20 protein-coding genes are annotated in these 18,088 nt (G+C 72.0%); 12 read left to right on the forward strand and 8 right to left on the reverse strand.

Annotation, left to right across the window (positions count from 1 at the left end; translation table 11 throughout):
- Positions 1 to 194 precede the first annotated feature (194 nt).
- Positions 195 to 761, reverse strand: a complete 567-nt coding sequence (locus QCD68_RS14195; protein WP_253467237.1) for a GNAT family N-acetyltransferase — start codon at positions 759 to 761, stop codon at positions 195 to 197.
- A gap of 109 nt (positions 762 to 870) precedes the next feature.
- Between QCD68_RS14195 and QCD68_RS14200 the strand changes: the two genes are divergently transcribed.
- From QCD68_RS14200 to QCD68_RS14230, 7 genes are all read left to right on the forward strand, one after another.
- The gene (locus tag QCD68_RS14200) at positions 871 to 1,149 is read left to right on the forward strand and encodes a hypothetical protein (protein ID WP_301223485.1); all 279 of its coding nucleotides are present in this window, start codon (positions 871 to 873) and stop codon (positions 1,147 to 1,149) included.
- Positions 1,150 to 1,179: 30 nt separating this feature from the next.
- Complete coding sequence (locus QCD68_RS14205; protein ID WP_301223486.1) at positions 1,180 to 1,776, forward strand: hypothetical protein; 597 nt, start codon at positions 1,180 to 1,182, stop codon at positions 1,774 to 1,776.
- Entirely contained in the window at positions 1,761 to 2,372 is a 612-nt protein-coding gene (locus QCD68_RS14210; protein ID WP_301223487.1) for a hypothetical protein, read from the forward strand. Before QCD68_RS14205 ends, QCD68_RS14210 begins: the two co-directional genes overlap by 16 nt.
- A 490-nt stretch (positions 2,373 to 2,862) precedes the next feature.
- Positions 2,863 to 3,225, forward strand: coding sequence for a hypothetical protein (locus tag QCD68_RS14215; protein WP_301223488.1), 363 nt, complete (start codon positions 2,863 to 2,865; stop codon positions 3,223 to 3,225).
- Complete coding sequence (locus QCD68_RS14220) at positions 3,222 to 4,280, forward strand: peptidoglycan-binding domain-containing protein (RefSeq protein ID WP_301223489.1); 1,059 nt, start codon at positions 3,222 to 3,224, stop codon at positions 4,278 to 4,280. Before QCD68_RS14215 ends, QCD68_RS14220 begins: the two co-directional genes overlap by 4 nt.
- On the forward strand, positions 4,271 to 4,873 hold the full coding sequence (locus QCD68_RS14225; protein ID WP_301223490.1) for an ABC transporter ATP-binding protein: 603 nt from the start codon (positions 4,271 to 4,273) through the stop codon (positions 4,871 to 4,873). Before QCD68_RS14220 ends, QCD68_RS14225 begins: the two co-directional genes overlap by 10 nt.
- A gap of 11 nt (positions 4,874 to 4,884) precedes the next feature.
- On the forward strand, positions 4,885 to 5,958 hold the full coding sequence (locus QCD68_RS14230; RefSeq protein WP_301223491.1) for a hypothetical protein: 1,074 nt from the start codon (positions 4,885 to 4,887) through the stop codon (positions 5,956 to 5,958).
- Positions 5,959 to 5,992: 34 nt separating this feature from the next.
- Here the strand turns inward: QCD68_RS14230 and QCD68_RS14235 are convergent, their stop codons facing one another.
- Both QCD68_RS14235 and QCD68_RS14240 read right to left on the reverse strand, forming a co-directional pair.
- Positions 5,993 to 6,940, reverse strand: coding sequence for a VOC family protein (locus tag QCD68_RS14235; protein WP_301223492.1), 948 nt, complete (start codon positions 6,938 to 6,940; stop codon positions 5,993 to 5,995).
- Positions 6,941 to 7,003: 63 nt separating this feature from the next.
- Positions 7,004 to 7,783, reverse strand: a complete 780-nt coding sequence (locus QCD68_RS14240; RefSeq protein WP_301223493.1) for an SDR family oxidoreductase — start codon at positions 7,781 to 7,783, stop codon at positions 7,004 to 7,006.
- Positions 7,784 to 7,889: 106 nt separating this feature from the next.
- Here QCD68_RS14240 and QCD68_RS14245 point away from each other — a divergent pair, with 106 nt between their 5' ends.
- Together QCD68_RS14245 and lepB are read left to right on the forward strand one after the other, a co-directional pair.
- Positions 7,890 to 8,423: a hypothetical protein gene (locus QCD68_RS14245; protein ID WP_253467275.1), complete on the forward strand. Its 534-nt coding sequence runs from the start codon at positions 7,890 to 7,892 to the stop codon at positions 8,421 to 8,423.
- Positions 8,420 to 9,052, forward strand: a complete 633-nt coding sequence (gene lepB, locus QCD68_RS14250) for a signal peptidase I (protein ID WP_258376705.1) — start codon at positions 8,420 to 8,422, stop codon at positions 9,050 to 9,052. Before QCD68_RS14245 ends, lepB begins: the two co-directional genes overlap by 4 nt.
- Positions 9,053 to 9,119: 67 nt before the next feature.
- On the opposite strand, the gene QCD68_RS14255 is transcribed toward lepB, so the two are convergent.
- Entirely contained in the window at positions 9,120 to 9,440 is a 321-nt protein-coding gene (locus tag QCD68_RS14255) for a hypothetical protein (protein ID WP_253467281.1), read from the reverse strand.
- A 103-nt stretch (positions 9,441 to 9,543) separates the two neighbouring features.
- On the opposite strand from QCD68_RS14255, the gene QCD68_RS14260 reads away from it, so the two are divergent.
- Positions 9,544 to 10,749 (forward strand): SpoIIE family protein phosphatase, encoded by a 1,206-nt coding sequence (locus tag QCD68_RS14260; protein WP_301223494.1) that lies wholly within the window; start codon positions 9,544 to 9,546, stop codon positions 10,747 to 10,749.
- A gap of 6 nt (positions 10,750 to 10,755) precedes the next feature.
- Here the strand turns inward: QCD68_RS14260 and QCD68_RS14265 are convergent, their stop codons facing one another.
- A complete protein-coding gene (locus tag QCD68_RS14265; protein WP_301223495.1) occupies positions 10,756 to 11,634 on the reverse strand; it encodes a phosphoribosylaminoimidazolesuccinocarboxamide synthase in 879 nt (292 codons plus the stop codon).
- A complete protein-coding gene (gene purD, locus QCD68_RS14270; RefSeq protein ID WP_301223496.1) occupies positions 11,631 to 12,917 on the reverse strand; it encodes a phosphoribosylamine--glycine ligase in 1,287 nt (428 codons plus the stop codon). Before purD ends, QCD68_RS14265 begins: the two co-directional genes overlap by 4 nt.
- Positions 12,918 to 12,974: 57 nt before the next feature.
- On the opposite strand from purD, the gene QCD68_RS14275 reads away from it, so the two are divergent.
- A complete protein-coding gene (locus tag QCD68_RS14275; RefSeq protein ID WP_301223497.1) occupies positions 12,975 to 13,334 on the forward strand; it encodes a sterol carrier family protein in 360 nt (119 codons plus the stop codon).
- Here QCD68_RS14275 and QCD68_RS14280 read toward each other — a convergent pair.
- Positions 13,290 to 14,159 (reverse strand): DUF4184 family protein, encoded by an 870-nt coding sequence (locus QCD68_RS14280; protein WP_301223498.1) that lies wholly within the window; start codon positions 14,157 to 14,159, stop codon positions 13,290 to 13,292. The two genes, QCD68_RS14275 and QCD68_RS14280, sit on opposite strands and share 45 nt — an antisense overlap.
- Before the next feature lie 621 nt (positions 14,160 to 14,780).
- Positions 14,781 to 17,369 carry a helix-turn-helix transcriptional regulator gene (locus tag QCD68_RS14285; RefSeq protein ID WP_301223499.1) on the reverse strand — a complete coding sequence of 863 codons (2,589 nt, stop codon included), beginning with the start codon at positions 17,367 to 17,369 and terminating at the stop codon, positions 14,781 to 14,783.
- Between the two features lie 104 nt (positions 17,370 to 17,473).
- Here QCD68_RS14285 and QCD68_RS14290 point away from each other — a divergent pair, with 104 nt between their 5' ends.
- Positions 17,474 to 17,971, forward strand: coding sequence for a hypothetical protein (locus tag QCD68_RS14290; RefSeq protein ID WP_301223500.1), 498 nt, complete (start codon positions 17,474 to 17,476; stop codon positions 17,969 to 17,971).
- Positions 17,972 to 18,088: the final 117 nt, after the last annotated feature.

Genomic DNA, 18,088 nt, shown 5'->3' on the forward strand with positions numbered 1-18,088 from the left:
GTGCGAGTTCGACTCGCACCGCGCCTCCCGTCTGTGGTCTGTCGGCCCGCCTGCTCGGCGCAGGCGGCGCGCCGAGCGGTCGAGACTCCCCGCTCAGTTCCGTCAAGTGGTCAGCAGCCGTCGTTCCGGGAGACCCGGTGCGACCGTTCCTGACCGCTCGGCGACCGCAGGCGGGCGCGTCGGGATCGGGTCCCTCAGACCTGCTGGCCGTTGAGGAGGATCGGACCCTCCGGCCAGTCCTCGAGCCGGGCCGTCACCGGCCGGACCATCCAGCCGCCCTGCTCGGTCTCGACGACGCCGGCGCCCTCCGCAGTGAAGGCGCTGAAGGTGCCGATCGCCTCGGGGAACTCGTGCCAGCCCATGTGGGCGTAGAAGGGTATCCGGTCCTCGCCGGCGCCGAGGAAGCCGTACGGCACGCGGAGCCCGTCGAGCACGTCGTGGACACGTTCCATCAGCTCGCGGCCCACACCGGTGCCCTGCAGGCGCGGTGAGACACCGACCAGGCCGGTGTCGCCCACCAGGACGTCCTCGCCGCCGACCGTGACGAACATCCGGCGGATGCCGACGTGGGCCAGGACGACGCCGTCCTCGGTCCGGCCGAGCACGCGGCGCTCGGGTTGCATCCCGGACCAGCTCCGGCCTCCGACGTACCAGTGCGACCAACTCGGGAACGCCTGCGCCAGCATCGCTGCGATCGCCTCGTGGTCGGTGAGCGTCAGTGCGCTCTCCTCGACCACCTCCCACCGGATGTCTTCGCTCATGTTCCCATCTTGGGCTATTCGAGATGCGACATGAACAGTTGCGTCCGCCAGTGAAGGGTAATACGTTGCACATCACTGCGGGGAGCTCGCAGAGATGGAGGGAATGGACATGATCACGAAGTTGATCCTCGGCGCAGCCGTCGTGGGCACGCTCGTCAGCGGCACGGTCGCGCTCGATGCCGCGACCGCACCCCGGGCAGAGGCGGCGGCCTGCTACGGGTCGGTCAGCCTGCTGAAGGGCAAGAACAACACTTGCTCGAGCGCTCGCCATTGGAACGCCATTCGAAATTCTTCTTCCAAGTACGGTGCCTGGGTCGGCCGATCGGGGTGGTCGTACCAAAGCCTCTGCTGGGCCAATGTCGTCTCGTACGGGATGACTGCGAGGTAACCGGTGCGCCGAGAGCGTGGTTGCGCCGGCGTGGCGATCGCGATCGCGGTGGTCGTCACGCTCCTCTCGTCTGGGTGTGCACGAATCACGGAGACCCAGGTGGCGGGCGCCGCGGCCGAATCTTCACTCGCTCCTGCTGGTCCGTGGGCCGATGAGTTCCGTGAAGCGCTCGGTGCGGGCGTCTCCTCGTACGAGGAGAAGATTCTCGCTGACGGGCAGATCACCACCGCTGAGGTCGAGGACGTGCACGGACGAGTGAGTGGATGTCTCGCCGACTCGGGACTCGGGATCAAGTACGACCCAGACGGGGGCTTCGACCTGCTCTCTCTCGACGGAAAGTACCCCGACGATTTCTTCGACAGGTCCGATCCGGTACTGCGCGCGTGCGAGAAGAAGTACGACGAGTACGTGACGATGCTCTTCGAGGAATCCCGACGCAATCCGGAGAAGCAGGACGAAGCGAAGATCACCGTTGCGTGTCTTCGGAGGGTCGGCGTGGTCGGGAACGACTACACCGAGCGGAAGTGGCGGGCCGAGTCCGACTCCGGAGTGTTCTCGTTCAACGAGTACGACAAGCGCGCACAGCAGTGCCGACTCGATCCGCTCGGGCTGTGGCGGGAACCGTGAGGCTACGATCGTGCGCCCTGCTGGCGGTGTGTTTCACGGTTCTGAGCGGCTGCGCCCAGACGCCTCCGGACGGTGGCGAGCCGACTCCCGATCGGGTCGACCCCGCGGCCTTCACGGCCGCTGGCCCCTGGGCGGCAGAGTTCGCGGAAGCAGCGCTGGCTCCGTACCAAGAGGAGATCCTGTCGGACGGGGTGATCACCGCCGACGAACGCGCTGATGCACGAGCACGGACGAGCAAGTGCATGCGGAGCCACGGGTACCGGTACGAGGAACACCGTGACGGTGCTGCCGACATCGATCCGTTGCATCGTCAGAGCGAGAGCATCGAGCAGGTCGCGTCGTACCTGGCTGACTGCTCGCGGCGGTTCGACCACGACATCTCGATGCTGTTCGATGCGGTCCGACGGAACCCGGAGCACCGGGCCGAGGCCGCGATCCAGGTGGCGTGTCTGCAGCGCTCGGGAGTGGTCGGCGCGGATTACACCGAACGGCGATGGCGAAGTGAGCAGGCCGACGACCGTTTCTCCTTCGAGCAGTGGTCTCCGGAGGCCACCCAATGTCGGCTGGACCCGCTCGGCCTCGGGCGGCAGGGATGAGCGAGCGACGAAGTGGAAGGGGTCGCCAGGGGGCGGCTCTGCATTCTGCTTCCGACATCACTTGCGTGGAGGACCGCCACGAGGTCCGTGGCGAACAGAGAGAAGAAAGATCGTGAAGAAGTTGGTCATCAGTACCGCGCTCGTCGGCATCGTCATCAGTGGAGGCGTTGCTTGGTCGTTCGAGAAGCTCTGCTACCCCAACGTGACGCAGTACGGGATGGTCCGAGCCTGATCGGCGCACGAGTTGTTCTCGCTACCGACGGCGGTTCGGTTCCTCGCCGTGATGCTCGCGACTGGAGCCCTCGCTGGCTGCACATCCGGTCCAACCGATGCTCGTCACGACACTCGCTCTGCACTGGCGGACGATCCATGGGGCGCGGAGTTCGCGCAGGCTCGAGACGAGGGCTCGCCCTACGAACGGAACGTGTTGGCGGACGGTGTCGTGGCCGCTGCTGAGGTCAGTGAATCGCACCGTCGAGTGCAGACGTGCATGCGCGACGGCGGCTTCGACCTCGAGTGGACCGAGGAGAACACCTACGAGGTGACGGCCTCGGACGGAAGCGAACTCACGAAGGACGTGGACGCCGCGCTCGAGCAGCTGCGGCTCGCGTGCCTCGACAGATGGGACCACAGCATCACGTACCTCTTCACCGAGACTCGACGGAACCCTGAGAAGCAGGACGACGCGAAGATCACCGCCGCGTGTCTGCGGAAGTCCGGGCTCGTCGGCGCTGACTACACGGAACGCCTATGGCGGTCCGAGAACGACACCGGCAGCTTCTCGTTCGACGAGTACGACCCCGCTGCCGTGCAGTGTCGACTCGACCCACTCGGCCTCTGGCGGCAGGGATGAGCGGGCGGCGCAACAGCATGCTGTCCGGCTCGCTCCTCGGTCTCGGCAGCCTGCTGGTCGCTGCAGCCGCCGGTGTCGGCGCGGTCGTCGCACTCCCGGCCGATCCGCCCGCGGCCCTGCGGACGGCGACCCCGGTCGAGACGGTGGCGGTCACCGAGCGGTCGGACGCCGACGAACACCAGGTGCAGCTGGCGCTCGACACCGGTGCGCCCCGCGCTGTGGTCACGAGCCGCACCGGCATCGTCACGTCCTCGTCGTGCTCGACCGGCGGAGTCCTCCGGAGCGGCACGGAGATCGCCCGGGTCGACGACCTGCCGGTGATCGCGTTGGCCAGTGGGACGCCGCTGTTCCGAGACCTCCACGACGACGACCGGGGCGAGGACGTCCGCGGACTGCAACAGGAACTCGCTCGACTTGGTTCGACGATCACCGTCGACGGGATCGTCGGACCGGGGACGCTCCGGGCAGCGCGGTCGTTCCTCCTGGCCCACGACGTTCCCCGTTCGGCGCTCTCGGACGACACGATCGAGCGCTCGGCCTTCGCGTGGATCCCCGCGGCAGAGGCAACGGTCCGGACCTGCACGGCAGTGGTCGGGGCGCCGGTGGACGCCGACGGCACGCTCGTCGAGCTGCCCGCCGAACTGCGCGGAGCACGGATCGAGCAGCTCCCGGCGGACGTCGTGGCCGGCCCGCGTGCGATCACCGTCGGACAGTTCCGCAGCGCCGTCGACGACCACGGAGTGGTGACGGACCCGGCAGCACTCGCGCAGATCGGCGCGCTGCCGGAGTACGCCGCCACGGTGGCGTCCGCCGACGGCGTCCCCACGCTGCCGACGACGTGGGCGCTCGCCGAGCCGCTCACGGTCCAGGTCGTCCCCCCGACCGCACTCTGGGACCTCCGGGACGACCACGCGTGCGTCCAACCGGTGACCGGGGATCCCGTCCCGGTCGAGGTCGTCGGATCGGAACTCGGTCAGTCCTTCGTCCGGGCCGGATCGGGGACCACACTCGACCGCATCCGCGCGACACCCGAGGGTGGTCGGCCGTGCCGGTGAGCCTCAGCGCTGTCGGGCACCGGTGGCCGAACGGCACCGAGCTGTTCCACGACGTCGAGCGGACCTTCGACGAGGGCACCGTGACGGCCTTGGTCGGCCCGAGTGGGTCCGGGAAGTCGACGCTGCTCGCGATCCTCGCCCGGATGACCACGCCGACGTCCGGACGGGTGGAACTGCCCGATGACGCCGCCGTGCTGTGGGTGTTCCAGAACCCGCACGGGGTGGCGCGCCGGACCGCCCTCGACCACGTGACCCTGCCGTTGCTCGCCCGAGGGATGCGTCGACGTGCGGCCGAGGACCGGGCCATGGTCGTCCTCGAGCGTTTCGGTCTCGCGGGCCGGGCCGCAGCGCGGTTCCGCGAACTCTCGGGTGGCGAGGCACAGCGGCTGATGCTCGCTCGGGGCGTCGCCGCGGCCCCGACGCTCATGCTCGTCGACGAACCCACCGCGCAACTCGACCGGACGACCGCGGCCGAGGTGAACGACGTGATCGCCGAACTCGCAGCCGCCGGCACCACGGTCGTCGTCGCGACGCACGACGATGCCACACGGGCAGCATGTGGAGCTGTCCTCGACCTCGGGGCCTTCCGGTGAGCCGGCCCGGCATGCGGACGATCGAGGTGCTCCGGGAAGCCTGGCGGGACCTCAGCTCGGGTGCCGGCGCCGGGGTCGTCTGCGCGGTGGTCCTGGCGGTGCTGCTCGCCGGAGTCGTCGGCAGCCGGACCGTCACTGTCACAGCCGACGTCCGCGCCGCCGCCCAGTGGGTGACGTCCGGTGCCGCGACGCAGGTGTTCACGGCTGCCGGACGGATCGACGGGCGAGCGTGCGCGGCACTGGCCGACGAGCCGAACGTGCTGGCCGCCGGGGCCTTCCGGAAGACCGAGGACGGCATGGTCGTCGCGGCGCTCCCGGGAAGCTCGATCCCGACCTACGAGGTGACCGGCGGAGCGACCGCACTGTTCAGCGTCACAGGGTCCACGGCCGACGCGGGTGTCGTCGTCGCCCCCGAGGTGGCCGACGTCCTCGGCGTCCGGGCGGGCCAGCGCATCGCCACCCCGGACGGCCCGGTCCCGGTCGCCGGGGTCTACGCCTACCCGGACGACGGCCGCGACCCCGAGCTGTCGTACGCGGTCCTGGCACCCGCCGCTGACGACGGTGCGCCCTTCGATACGTGCTGGGCGACGATCTGGCCGGCGGACGAGTCCGCCGTCGCCGCGCTCCGGCGGACACTGCTGACGGCGACCGGTTCCGAGGACGGCGAGCGGTCGACGCTCGGCCAGCTGAACCCCCGGTCCGGCACCACGTTCCTTCCGAGCGAACCGCCGACCGTGGGCTTGCTCGAGTCGGTGGCGCTCGGACTCGGACTGGTGGTCGGGTGCGCCGCGGTGCTGCGTCGGCGGTTGTCCATCGCCTCGGACCGTCACGTCGGGGTCGGTGTGGCGGCGCAGGCGCTCGGCATCGCGGTCCAACACCTGGCGTGGGGCTCGGTGGGCGCGACGCTGGCGCTCGCCGTGTCCGTCGTGATGGTCCGGGGCCTGCCGGCCGGCGACGGTCTGCCGATCCTCACCGGTGCCGCAGTGCTCAGCGCGCTCGGACTCGTCGGTGTCGTCGTCGGGGGAGCCGCGAGCGTCGCGCTGATCCGGGAGCGTGACCTGCACCGGTACTTCCGCACCCGATGACGGTGACCGGGAGGCGCGGCGCACGCCCGCTACGTCACCCGCGACCGGCGGTGGTCACCTCGATGCGGTTCGCCCACGGGTCGTCGAACGCGACCGTCCGTCCGTCGTCCGCGGTCTGCACCCCGGCATCGCGCATGCGCGTGGTCAGCGCTCCGAGGTCGTCGACGGCCGGGACCTCGATCCGGACCAACCCGAGGCCGAGCGCCTGCTGCCGGCGACCCGCTCCCCGGGAGTTCCACGTGTTCATCGCCATGTGGTGGTGGTATCCGCCGGCGCTGACGAACAACGCCTGGCTGCCCATCGCTGCGGTGGTCGCGAAGCCGAGCGTGTCGACGTAGAACGCCTTCGCTGCGGCCACGTCCCCGACCGACAGGTGCACGTGGCCGACTCGGCCGGGTCGGGCGTCCGCGTGCTCGAGCGCCTCGGCGGTGAGGTGCTCCTGCAGGAACGCGTTCGGGTCGATGTACACGGTGTCCATGTCGATCGACCCGTGCGTCCACGACCACTCGGTGCGGTCGCGGTCCCAGTACAGCTCGACGCCGTTGCCCTCGGGGTCGGTGAAGTAGAACGCGTTGCTGACCAGGTGGTCGGCGCTGCCGGTGAACGACTGCGGGTACCGCGTGGCGACGGAGTACAGCGCGGCGGCCAGGTCCGCACGGTCGTCGAACACGACGGCGGTGTGGAACAGGCCGGCCTGCCCGGGGCTCGCGTGCCGGAGCGCAGGCTCGTGCTCGAGCACGACGACGGGCACGTCGAGCGCACCACCCGCCGGCACCGCACCACCAGTCGGCACAGCACCCGCGACCGGCACCGCACCCCCGCCCGCCGCCGGCCGCCCGAGCACGACCCGCGCCCCCTCCTGCACGAGCACCGTCAGCCGCACACCGTCCCGGTAGAACGCCGTCATGGCATCGAGGTCGGCGACCCGGAGCGTGACGGCGCCCATCCCGGTGTCCGCGGCGAGGAGGTCCTGCGAGTTCATCCGCTCAGTCTGCGCCGAGATCGTTGACGCGTCAACAAAACGAGCCCGAGCGCCCCGACACCCTCACTTCGCGCTGAACCCACCGTCGGTCTTGAGCAGCTGCCCGTTCACCCACCCGCCGTCCGGCCCGCACAGGAACCCGACGAGCGCGGCGGTGTCGGTCGGCATCGACGGCCGTCCGAGCGGGGTCTGGTCGACGGCGGACTGCCGGATCTCGTCCGTCATCCACCCGGTGTCGTTCGGCCCCGGGTTGATGGTGTTCGCGCTCACCCGGACGTCGCCGAGCTCGATCGCCGCCCCGACGATCAGCCGGTCGAGGGCTCCCTTGCTGGTGCCGTACGGCAGGTTGAACCCGACGTGGTCGCTCGTCAGCGCGATCACCCGGCGGCGGTCGAGCGGCACGTCGGCACCCTCCCGCAGTCGTCGCGCGTAGGCCTGGACGATGAGGAACGGCGCGCGGACGTTCACGGCCAGGTGCTTGTCGAACGACTCGACGGTCGTCGTCGCGAAGTCGGAGTCCGCCGACTCGCAGTGCGACATGACGACGGCGGTCACCGGTGCGCCCGCCTCTGCCTCGGCACGGCCGACGAGTGCGGCCGCCTGCTCCGGGTCACCCAGGTCGACCGGGAGGCGCGTCACGGCAGCTCCCGCCGCCACACACTCCGCGACGACCGCGTCCACCCCCGCCGGGTCGGCAGCCCCGTGCACCCGCTCGTCGTACGGACCCCACCAGCTGATCGCGAGGTCCCAGCCGTCGGTCGCGAGGCGGATGGCGATCGCGGCGCCGATGCCGGCTCGTCGGCCGACCCCGGTCACCAGGGCGAGTGGTCTGCGGTTCGTCATGCGGGCCTCCATCCCGACCGTGCGGCGGTGCACGGTCCTGACCACCTTGGCATCACACCCGGTTGCTCGTCAGCCGGACCCGGCCGGGACGGGCCAAGATGGACCGATGCCCCCTGAACGCCGAGGTCGCCGCCCGCGACCCGAAGACCTGCCGGTCGAGCAGGCCCGCGACCGCATGTCGTCGTACATCTACGGCAACATCACCGTGCTCGCCGTCGCGATCGCCGTCTCACCGGAGCAGATCGAGCACGGCGCCGCGGTGCTGACGGTGCTGGCGACCGCGGTCCTGACCTACCTGGCGCACGTCCTGTCGCACCTGGTGGCACACTCGATCGGTGCCACCGACGACGAGGACGCCCGTCGCGAGACCGTCGCGGTGATCACGCGCAACGCGAACCCGATCGCCACCTCCGGGCTGATCCCGGCGGTGCTCTACGCGGCCGCGTGGGTCGGGTGGCTGCCGGCAGAGGGCGCGCAGATCGCGGCGGTCGTCATCCTGGTCGTCCGCATCGGCCTGGTCGGGGTGGTCCTGCAGCGGTTCAGTGGGAAGCGCCCCTCGTTCCTGGGGCTGTGGGGCGGGATCGTGCTCGCCGCGGTCGCGCTCGCCATCTCGCTGGTGAAGGTGGTGGCGACACATTGAGCACCGAGGCACCCGAGGCGAGCCCCGCGGACGAACGCCGCAGGTCGACGAAGCGGTTCATCCGCGACCTGGTGGTCATCGTCGTGCTGGCGCTGCTCGCCTCGTTCCTGGTCAAGGCGTACCTGGTGCGCTCGTTCTACATCCCGTCGGAGTCGATGGAGAACACCCTGCTCGTCGGCGACCGCGTGCTCGTCAACGAGCTCGTGCCGCACGTGATGCCGCTCGAGCGCGGGGACGTCGTCGTCTTCCGCGACCCGAACGCGTGGCTCGGCCCGGGGCAGGGCGACGACCTCATCAAGCGGGTCATTGGGCTGCCGGGCGACCGCGTGCAGTGCTGCGACGCCCAGGGCCGGCTGTCGGTGAACGGGCACGCCGTCGACGAGCCGTACGTGCGGCTGCCGGCGGACGTGAAACGGGTGTCGGGCGACGACTTCTCGATCACGGTGCCGAAGGGGCGGATCTGGGTGATGGGCGACAACCGGTACAACTCGGCCGACTCGCGCATCCACGGCAACGTCCCGCTGGACGACGTCGTCGGCCGCGCGTTCGTCATCACCTGGCCGGCCGACCGGTGGTCGGTGCTGTCGCGCTACGGCGCGGAGTGGGACGCGGTGCCCGAAGCGAAGTGACGCAGGGCGACGTGACGCACCGCGACGTGACGGGGCGGGCCCGCACCGCGCCTCCCGGCCGGGAGGCTCAGCACCCGACGGTCGTCAGCGTCACCTTCGCGACCTGGTCGGCTCGGACCTGAGCCCGCTCCGGGCACAGGTCGCCGGCGCGGACGGTGACCTCGCCGAGGGGCACGCCCGCGAAGTCGGCGGTGTCACCCGGGTAGACCTGCTGGTGCGACGACGGTTCCCCGTTGGGCAGGAACACCTTCACCTGGTACGGGTGGTCGGCGGCGTTCTGCGACACCGTGACGGACACCTGCCCGGTCGGGTTCTGCGCGCCGCAGCCGGTGAGGGCCAGGGTCGCGCCACAGACCAGGGCGAGGACGGGGACGACACGGCGGAGCACCGCCCCAGAGTACGCGGCGGCGGCCGGGTGACCCGTCCACTGGGGGCATGCGTTCTGGACACAGGACGAGGGCGCTGTCCGGTATCCGCGTTAGCGTGGAGACATGAGCATCGAGCACGTGGAGCAGCATGCGGATCAGGCTTCCGCTCCCGAGACCGCTCGTCGTGCTGCCCTCCTGGCCGCCCTGGATGTCGTGCAGGGCGGGCCCGAGGAGCGCTTCGAACGCATCACCCGGATCGCACGCGAGGCCTTCGGCGTCGCCGGTTCCTTCCTCAACCTGGCGGGCGACGACCTGCTCTTCCACAAGTCCCAGCAGTCCGACGCGGTGTTCCCCGGGTCGACGCCGCTCCGTGACACCTTCTGCGGACGGACCCTGCACCAGGACGGTCCCGTGGTCGTGGCGGACGCCCGCGACGACCAGCGGTTCTCGGACCTGCCGATGGTGAACGACGACCCGAACGTCCGCTTCTACGCCGGGGTGCCGCTGCACGTGGGTGCAGACGCGACCAAGGTCGGCACGCTCTGCCTCATCGACCCGCAGCCCCGGACCCTCACCGCGGACGACGTCGTCCTGCTGCAGGAACTCGCAGTCTGGGCGGAGCGCGAGCTCGCCACGGGCCTCGACGACGACCGGATCCGCGCCGTCCTGACGGGGCTGCAGCCGCGGACCGTCGACCTGCCGGGGTGGACGATCGGCGGCACGTCGATCCCGCACGGCATCGTGTCGGGTGACTTCCACGAGTGGCGTGTGGCCGGCGACACCGTCGACCTGACCGTCGCGGACGTGATGGGGAAGGGCATGGCCGCCGGCCTCCTCGCCGCCGGGATGCGCGGAGCACTGCTCGCCCGCTGCAACGAGGTCCCACCGACCGCCGTCGCCGCACTCGAGGAGCAGGTGGCGCCGGACCTCAGCGCAGCCGAGGCCTTCGCCACGCTCTTCCACGGCCGACTCGACACCACCACGGGCAGGCTCGACTTCGTCGACGCGGGGCACGGCCTCGTGCTGCACCTGCACGCCGACGGCACCGAGACCGTCCTGCGCTCCGTCGACCTGCCGATCGGCCTGCACCCGGTCGGCATCGACCGTGCCGTCGGGCAGCTCGTCCTCGAACCGGGGGACTCGCTCGTGCTGGTCAGCGACGGGGCGCTCGAGCTCTGGGACTCGACCCTGGCGTCACTGTCCCGTCTCGGTGCGCTGTACCGGAAGTCGTCGGACCTCGGGGCGTTCCTGGCGGGCGTCCGCGGCCGTGCGATCGAGCACGACCCGGGCGACGACCTGACCGTCGTCGTGGTCTCCCGCGACGCCTGACCCGCGTCAGGCGCCGAGGCGCTCGATGAGCTCCCGGTACCGGGCGGCCGTCCGGGCGACGACCTCGTCCGGCAGCACCGGCGGCGTGCCCGTACGGTCCCAGTTGGCGCTGAGCCAGTCGCGGACGATCTGCTTGTCGAACGAGTCCGTACGGTTGCCCGACTCGTACGTGACGGCGTCCCAGTAGCGGCTGGAGTCGCTGGTCAGGACCTCGTCCGCGATGCGGATCAGGCCGTCGGCGTCGCGCCCGAACTCGAACTTCGTGTCCGCGATGACCACCCCGCGCTGCAGGGCGATCGCCGCCGCGTCGGAGTACACCGCGAGCGAGAGGTCACGGAGGGCTGCCGCATCGGCCGCTCCGACGAGCTCCTCGGTGCGCTCGAACGAGATGTTCTCGTCGTGCTCGCCCTGCGGCGCCTTGTACGCCGGCGTGTAGATCGGCTCCGGCAGACGGTCGCCGTTCGACAGCCCGGCGGGCAGGGCGACACCGCAGACGCTGCCGGACTGCTGGTACTCGGTCCAGCCGCTGCCGACCAGGTACCCGCGGACGACGCACTCGATCGGGAACATCCGGAGCGGCATGACGTGCATCGACCGGGCCTCGACATCGGCCGGCACCGGGGTCGTGGTGCCGCTCGGCGTGAGCAGGTGGTTCGGGACGTCGCGCAGCTGGTCGAACCAGAAGCGGGACAGCCGCGTCAGCAGCTCGCCCTTGCCGGGGATCGGCGGCTCGAGCGCGAAGTCGTACGCGCTGACCCGGTCCGAGGCCAGCAGCAGCAGCTCGGTGGCGCCGGCGACGTCGACGGTGTCGGCCGGCACGTAGAGCTCACGGACCTTGCCGGACGAGACGTGACGCCAGCCCTCGACGACGGGTGCGGTGCTCATCGGACGACCTTCGTGGCGATGTCGGTGCGGAACTGGCCGCCGGGCAGGGTGATGTCGTGCAGCCCCGCGTACGCGCGGTCGCGCGCCTGGGCGAAGTCGGACCCGGTCGCGACGACACTGAGCACGCGTCCGCCGGTGGCGACGAGGTCGCCGTCGAGGGTGCCGGTCGCGGCGTGCAGGACGGCGACGCCGTCACGGGCGTTCGCAGCGTCCACCCCGGTGATGACCCGACCGGTCACCGGGTTCTCCGGGTAGCCCTCACTCGCCAGGACGACGGTGACGGCCGCCTGGTCACGGAACTCCGGCCGCGGGGTGCCGCCGAGCTGCCCGGTGGCGGCGGCCAGCAGCAGGCTGCTCAGCGGGGTCGCCAGGCGGGGGAGCACGACCTGGGTCTCGGGGTCGCCGAACCGCGCGTTGAACTCGATGACCCGCACGCCCTGCTCGGTGACGATGAGCCCGCAGTAGAGCAGTCCGACGAAGGGCGTGCCCTCGTGTTCGAGCTGTCGGACGGTCGGCAGGGCGACGAGCTCGGTGACCTCGTCCACGAAGGCCTGCTCGGAGCCCCAGCGCTCGTCGAGCCACGGCAGCGGCGAGTACGCGCCCATGCCACCCGTGTTCGGCCCGAGGTCGCCGTCGCCCAGACGCTTGTAGTCCTGCGCGGGGGAGAGCGGCCGGACGTCGTGCCCGTCGCTGAGGAAGAACAGCGACACCTCTTCGCCGTCGAGGAACTCCTCGACCACGACGTGTCCGTGCTGCAGCCAGTAGGTCGCGTGGTCGAGCGCGGCCTGACGGTCCTCGGTCACCAGGACGCCCTTGCCGGCGGCCAGTCCGTCGGCCTTGACGACGTACGGTGCGCCGAGGTCGTCGAGTGCCGCCGCGGCTTCGTCCACCGTGCCGGCGTACACCGGGCGTCCGGTCGGGACGCCCGCTTCGGCCATGATCCGCTTGGCGAACGCCTTGGAGCCCTCGAGCTGCGCGGCGGCCTTGCCCGGACCGAAGACCGGGATGCCGCGGGTGCGCAGCGGGTCGGCGACGCCGGCGATGAGCGGGGCCTCGGGCCCGACGACGACCAGGTCGACGTCGTTCTCGAACGCGTACTCCGCGACGAGGGCGCCGTTCGACGGGTCGAGCGACACCGTCTCGACGTCGGCGGCGATGCCGGCGTTGCCCGGCGCGGCCGTGATGACGTGACCGCCACCATCCGGGGACGCGGCGTGCTCCGCCAGGAGGGCCGTGATGATCGCGTGCTCGCGGGCACCGGAACCGAGGACGAGGATTCGCACGCGATCACCCTACCGAGCCCGACTCGCCGCCCGCAGTGCACCGGCTAGCCTGTGGAGATGCCGCCGAGGACCATCGAAGACGCCGTCGGACGGGCTGCCCTGGAGGCCGTGACCGCCGGCGCGACGGACCGCACCTCGATCGCGACCGCCGTCCGCTGGACCCTGCAGCGCCTGGCCGAGGACGTCCCCGGCAACAGCGTGGAGGTCCGGGTCCCGCCGTTCGCGGCCGTGCAGGCCGTGCCCGGCCCGCGGCACACCCGCGGGACCCCGCCGAACGTCGTCGAGACCGACCCGGCGACGTGGCTCGCGCTCGCCACCGGCCGCCTGCGCTGGGACGACCCCGACACGGCCCGACGCGTCAGCGCCTCCGGGTCACGGGCGGACCTCGCCGCGTTCCTGCCGGTCCGTCTGCCCTGAGTTCGTCTGGCCCGGCACGTCCGGCAGCCCCGACCGGTCCGCCGACCGCGCGCGTCGCACCAGCAGCAGCACGAGTGCCCCGACGACCAGCGTCACCGCGACCGTGGGTGGCAGCACGAACGCCTCGCGGACGACGAGCGACCCGACCCCGCGGCCGAGGACCGACCCCGCGGTCACCAGCGCGACCAGCAGGACGGCGGCGAGGGCGGCGACCGGGGTGATGCGGGCCTCCCGGCCGGACGCCGCAGTGGTCGCGCCGGACCGCTCCGGACGGGAGGCCCGCCCCACCCCCGCCCCGTCGGCGGCGGGCGCCGCGCGGCGCGTCCACCGCAGCAGCAGCACGAGGAGCAGCAGCAGGCCACCGGCGCTCGACGCGTCCTGGACGAGGGAGTACACCGGGTGCCCGCCGACCTCTGATCGGAGCGCCGCCACGTGCAGGACGACCCAGCCGTGCGGGTGCGACCAGGCGTCCCAGACGACGTGCGTCACGCTGCCGAGCACGCAGGCGACCACGACCAGCGGGACCCGCGCCGGCGGGACCCGCTCGGGCCGGTGCCAGCCGGGCAGCTGCGCGCGGTACCGGGCGGGCAGGACGGGTGTCCACGCCGGCCGGACGAGGAACCACCACGCGGCGAGCACGACGAGCGACACCGCGAGGTCGATCGTGACGACGCCGACCCACGAGTGCGCGAAGCCGTATGGCGGCAGCGCGGGCACGAAGAGCACGGCGTCGGGGGCCATCGAGCCGACCGCGACGGCCGCGACGGGCAGGACGGTGTGGCGGAACGGCAGGGCGACGACTGCGTGGCTGATGGTGAACGGCACCCGACGAGCCTGGCGGCAGGCGAGACGCGGGCACATCGGCCGGAAGGTGGAGACGACAGCCGGCCCTGGACCGGTGCTGGCTCGGGGTGGCGCGGGTCGTGGGCTGGCGCTGGCCTGGCCGATACCGGCGGGAATTAGGTAGGTCCTACCGATGTGGACCGTGCACCTGGTTCTCTAACCTGGCTGAAGTCGCCGGGATTCGGACCCGACCCGAACGGGTCCGAACCCGGCGACACACGCAACGCTACGCGAAAGCGGGCCCGCTGTGTCAACGAGAACGGCGAGTCGTGCTGCATCCCGCAACTTCTTGCGGTCGATCCGTCGCGGCCGGACGCGGGCGGCACCGTCCGGACGGGGACGGCTGCCTGGTCGCGGCTGCTGGCGGCACGCGTGCCCGTCGTCCGGCGTCCGTCTGCCTGGCGCCCGGCGCCCGGCGTCCGTCTGGTGCCCGGCGCCTGGTGCCCGGCGCCTGGCGTCGAGACGGGCCCGTCTCCGTGAGACGCCGCGGTGCGCCTGAGACGCCGCAGGATCAGGGGGCGTCTCGGCCGGATGGCGGCGTCTCGCACTGACGCCGGCGTCTCGGCGGGGCCGCGGGGCCGGTGGGCCGTCCGGAAGGGCGGGTCAGACCATCTCGGCGAGCTCGGACCGCGAGCGCAGGTCCCACTTCGCGAACACCCGCGACATGTGCGCGTCGATCGTCCGCACCGACAGCCCGAGGTGTTCGGCGATCCGCCGGTTCGAGAACCCCTGGGCCGCGAGCTGGGCGACCTCGTACTCCCGCTTCGTCAGCGGCTGCGTCCGACGTCCGGCGGTCACGGCCATCCCGCACGCAGCCAGGTCGGCCTGGGCGCTGGCGATCCACCCGCGGTCGCCCGAGCGCAGTGCGTCCGCGTACTGGGTGATCGCGCTCGCCAGGGGCCCGTCGACCCGTCCCGCCGCGTCCTGCAGTCGGTCGAGCGACGACGTGGTGTCCCGACCGGCCGCGATGTCCATCACGTAGTGCAGCGCCTGCCCGTAGAGCACGTGCGTCCAGGCGCCCGAGGCGGTCCCGCGGGCGATCAGCTCGTCGGCGCGGTAGAGCCCGGCGGGGTTGCCGAGCAGCGCCTCGGCCCACGCGATGGTCATCTCGATCTGGTCGCCCAGGATCCGCATCGCCCGGAGCGGAGTCGTCCGCGCCCGCTCGACGGACTCGGCGGCCGCGTCGGTCATGCCCGCGTACGCCTGCGACATCGCCAGACGGGACCACGCGTAGGCGGCGAACCCGCCCGGGTCGTCGACGGCGTACCGCTCGCACGCGGCCGTGAACGCGGTGACGGCGTCCGACCACCGGCGTTGTCCCAGCGCCTGGTTGCCGATGCCGAACAGCTCGAGCGTGAAGTCGTACTTCAGAAACGGGTCCGACCGGCTGACCGGCACCTGGGTCACCATCTCGGCTATGTCGCCCCGCCACACCTGGACCTGGTGCATGACGGACACGATCTCGCCGACGCTCCAGGGGGAGTCCTCGAGGTGCACGGCCGCCGTGGCCAGGCACGCCTGCGCGAGCCGGATGGCCTCGTCGAGTCGCCCGCCGGTGCCGAGGGCCGCCACGGCACAGGCGGCGATCGGCAGGAAGGACCGCGGGATCGCCGGGGCGTGCAGGACGCCGGTGCGCTCGATCTCCTGTCGGACCTCGGTGAAGTCGCCACCCCAGCCGAGGTGTGACAGCCGCAGGAGCCGGAGCTGCTCGGCCGTCTCGAGGTCCACGAACTGCATCGCGGACTCGGTGAGGGCGACGGCCGCCGAGGTGTCGTCGTCGTGGAACTGGCGGAGGTTCGCGAGGGTCTCGCACGCCTCGACCACGGCGACGTCGTCGACCCGCGGGCCCGAGGTCACCAGGCCCCAGGCCGCTTCGGCGTCGAGCCGGCCGGCCTCGCGCCCGCTGCTGTACCCGTACGCCAGGGACCGGAGGCAGTGGGTGCGCACCCGGTCGGTCGGGGTGAGGCCGGCATCGGGTCCGCCGTTGAGGGCCGCGGTCGTCAGGACGATGGCGCTCTCGTGCTCCTGCAGGCCGCCGGCGACCCGGGCCGCGTCGAGCAGCTGGTCGACCGGGGGCACGATGCCGCACTCGAGTGCCCAGAGGGTCGAGCGGAGTCGGGCTGCCGGTGGTGCCCCCTCGGGCCGGTCGGTACGGAACGCGTTGGCGCGGGCGAACAGCGAGGTCCGGCGGGCGACCGGCACCAGGGCGCGGACGACCTCGCCGATGAGCGGGTGCGAGGAGCGCGCGACCGGGCTGCCGGTGTCGGTCGAGTCGATCCGGACGAAGCCCAGCCCCACCATGCGGTCGAGGTCGCGTCCGTCGACCAGGGCGATCAGGCGGGACAGCGGGATCGGTTCGGCGAGGGCGACGATCTCCACGACGTCCCGGAGCTCGCCCGGCAACGCCCCGAGTTCGGTGCGGTACATGTCCGCCAGGCTCATCGACGCCGTGACCCGTCCGCGCCAGTACCAGCTCAGGGCGGTGTGCTCGAGCGCTCCCGAGGACAGGCCGGCCCGCACGACCTCGCGCAGGTACAGCGGGTTGCCCTGCGTCGCCCGGTGGACCTGCTCCACCGACGCCGGTTCGAGCGGGGCGCCGAGCGCGCGCTCGATCAGGGACGAGGCCTCGGCCACGTCGAGCGGTTCCAGGTCGATGCGTTCGAGCAGGTCGTCCTGCCACAGCGCCCGCAGCGGTTCGGCGAGGGCCGTGAAGTCCCGGCAGGTCAGCACGAGCCGCGCGTGCTGGTCCCGCACGAGCCAGGCGACGTAGCGGGCCGACAGGGCGTCGAGCAGGTCGGCGTCGTCGACCCGGAGGAGCAGGTCGCGTCCCTCCGCCTCAGCGGCGTCCCGGAGGCGCGCCTCGGCCGGCACGGGTTCGGTCAGGTCGTCGCCCAGGACGTCGCCGAACCGGTCCGACACGGCGCCGAAGGGCATCGACGACCCGGCAGCCACTGCGGTGATCGGCACGACCAGCGGGTCCGTGTCCCGCTCCTGCGCGGCGACCCGGTCGGTGACGCGGGCAGCGACGGTGGTCTTGCCGAGCCCGGCGGCCCCCACGAGGGCGACACTCCACCGGTGCTCGCCGACGACGGCGACCGCGCGGTCCTCTTCGGCACGGGTGATCACGGGCCAGGACAGGCGGGCGGGGGCGGTCGTCGGACGGCGCTCACTCGACGCGGTCTCCTCGACCATCGCGCACCTCCGTCCTCGACGGTGTTCCGTCCTGCACCATCATCTCGCGTCCACCGGACGAACTGCCGGGCGTGGATCCTCCCAAGGTGGGGGACAATGGGGACGTGAGCAACACCGATCGACCCGACGAACGCCCGGTGCCGGCGCCGAACGCGGTGACCAGCCCGGACCAGGTCACCATCCGACGCGCCCCCCGTTTCAGCGTCTTCATCCTCGGCGGCGCCGTCCTCGGCTTCTTCGTGACGGTCATCGTCGTCGCGCTCACGATGGGCATCGATCGCGGCAACCAGCAGGAGACCACCGGTTTCGCGGGCCTCGTCGGCTACTTCAGCCTGTACGGCGTCTCGATCGGCATGCTCGTCGGCGCGGTCATCGCCGTCGTGCTCGACCAGGTCTCGTCCCGCCGTGCGGCCCGGCTGACGGCAGAGCGGGTCGCCGTCGACCCGGCTCCGGAGACCGTCGACGGCGAGCTCGAGGACCACACGGCACCGGACGTCCGGCCCGCCACCGACGTACCCGCCACCGACGTGCCCGCTACCGACGCGCCCGCCACCGACCGCACGGCCGACGAGCCGGAGACCCAGGAACGCCCCGAGCGCTGAGGCTGCGGTCGCGGACGCAACCACAGAACGGACTGGAGGGGCCCCCCCCCCGGGGGGGGGGGGGCCCCACCGGTGGGGGCCCCCGGGGGGGGGCCGCCGGCGCGGGGGGGGGTTGGG

This window comes from Curtobacterium sp. PsM8, assembly GCF_030433875.1.
Classification (GTDB): domain Bacteria; phylum Actinomycetota; class Actinomycetes; order Actinomycetales; family Microbacteriaceae; genus Curtobacterium.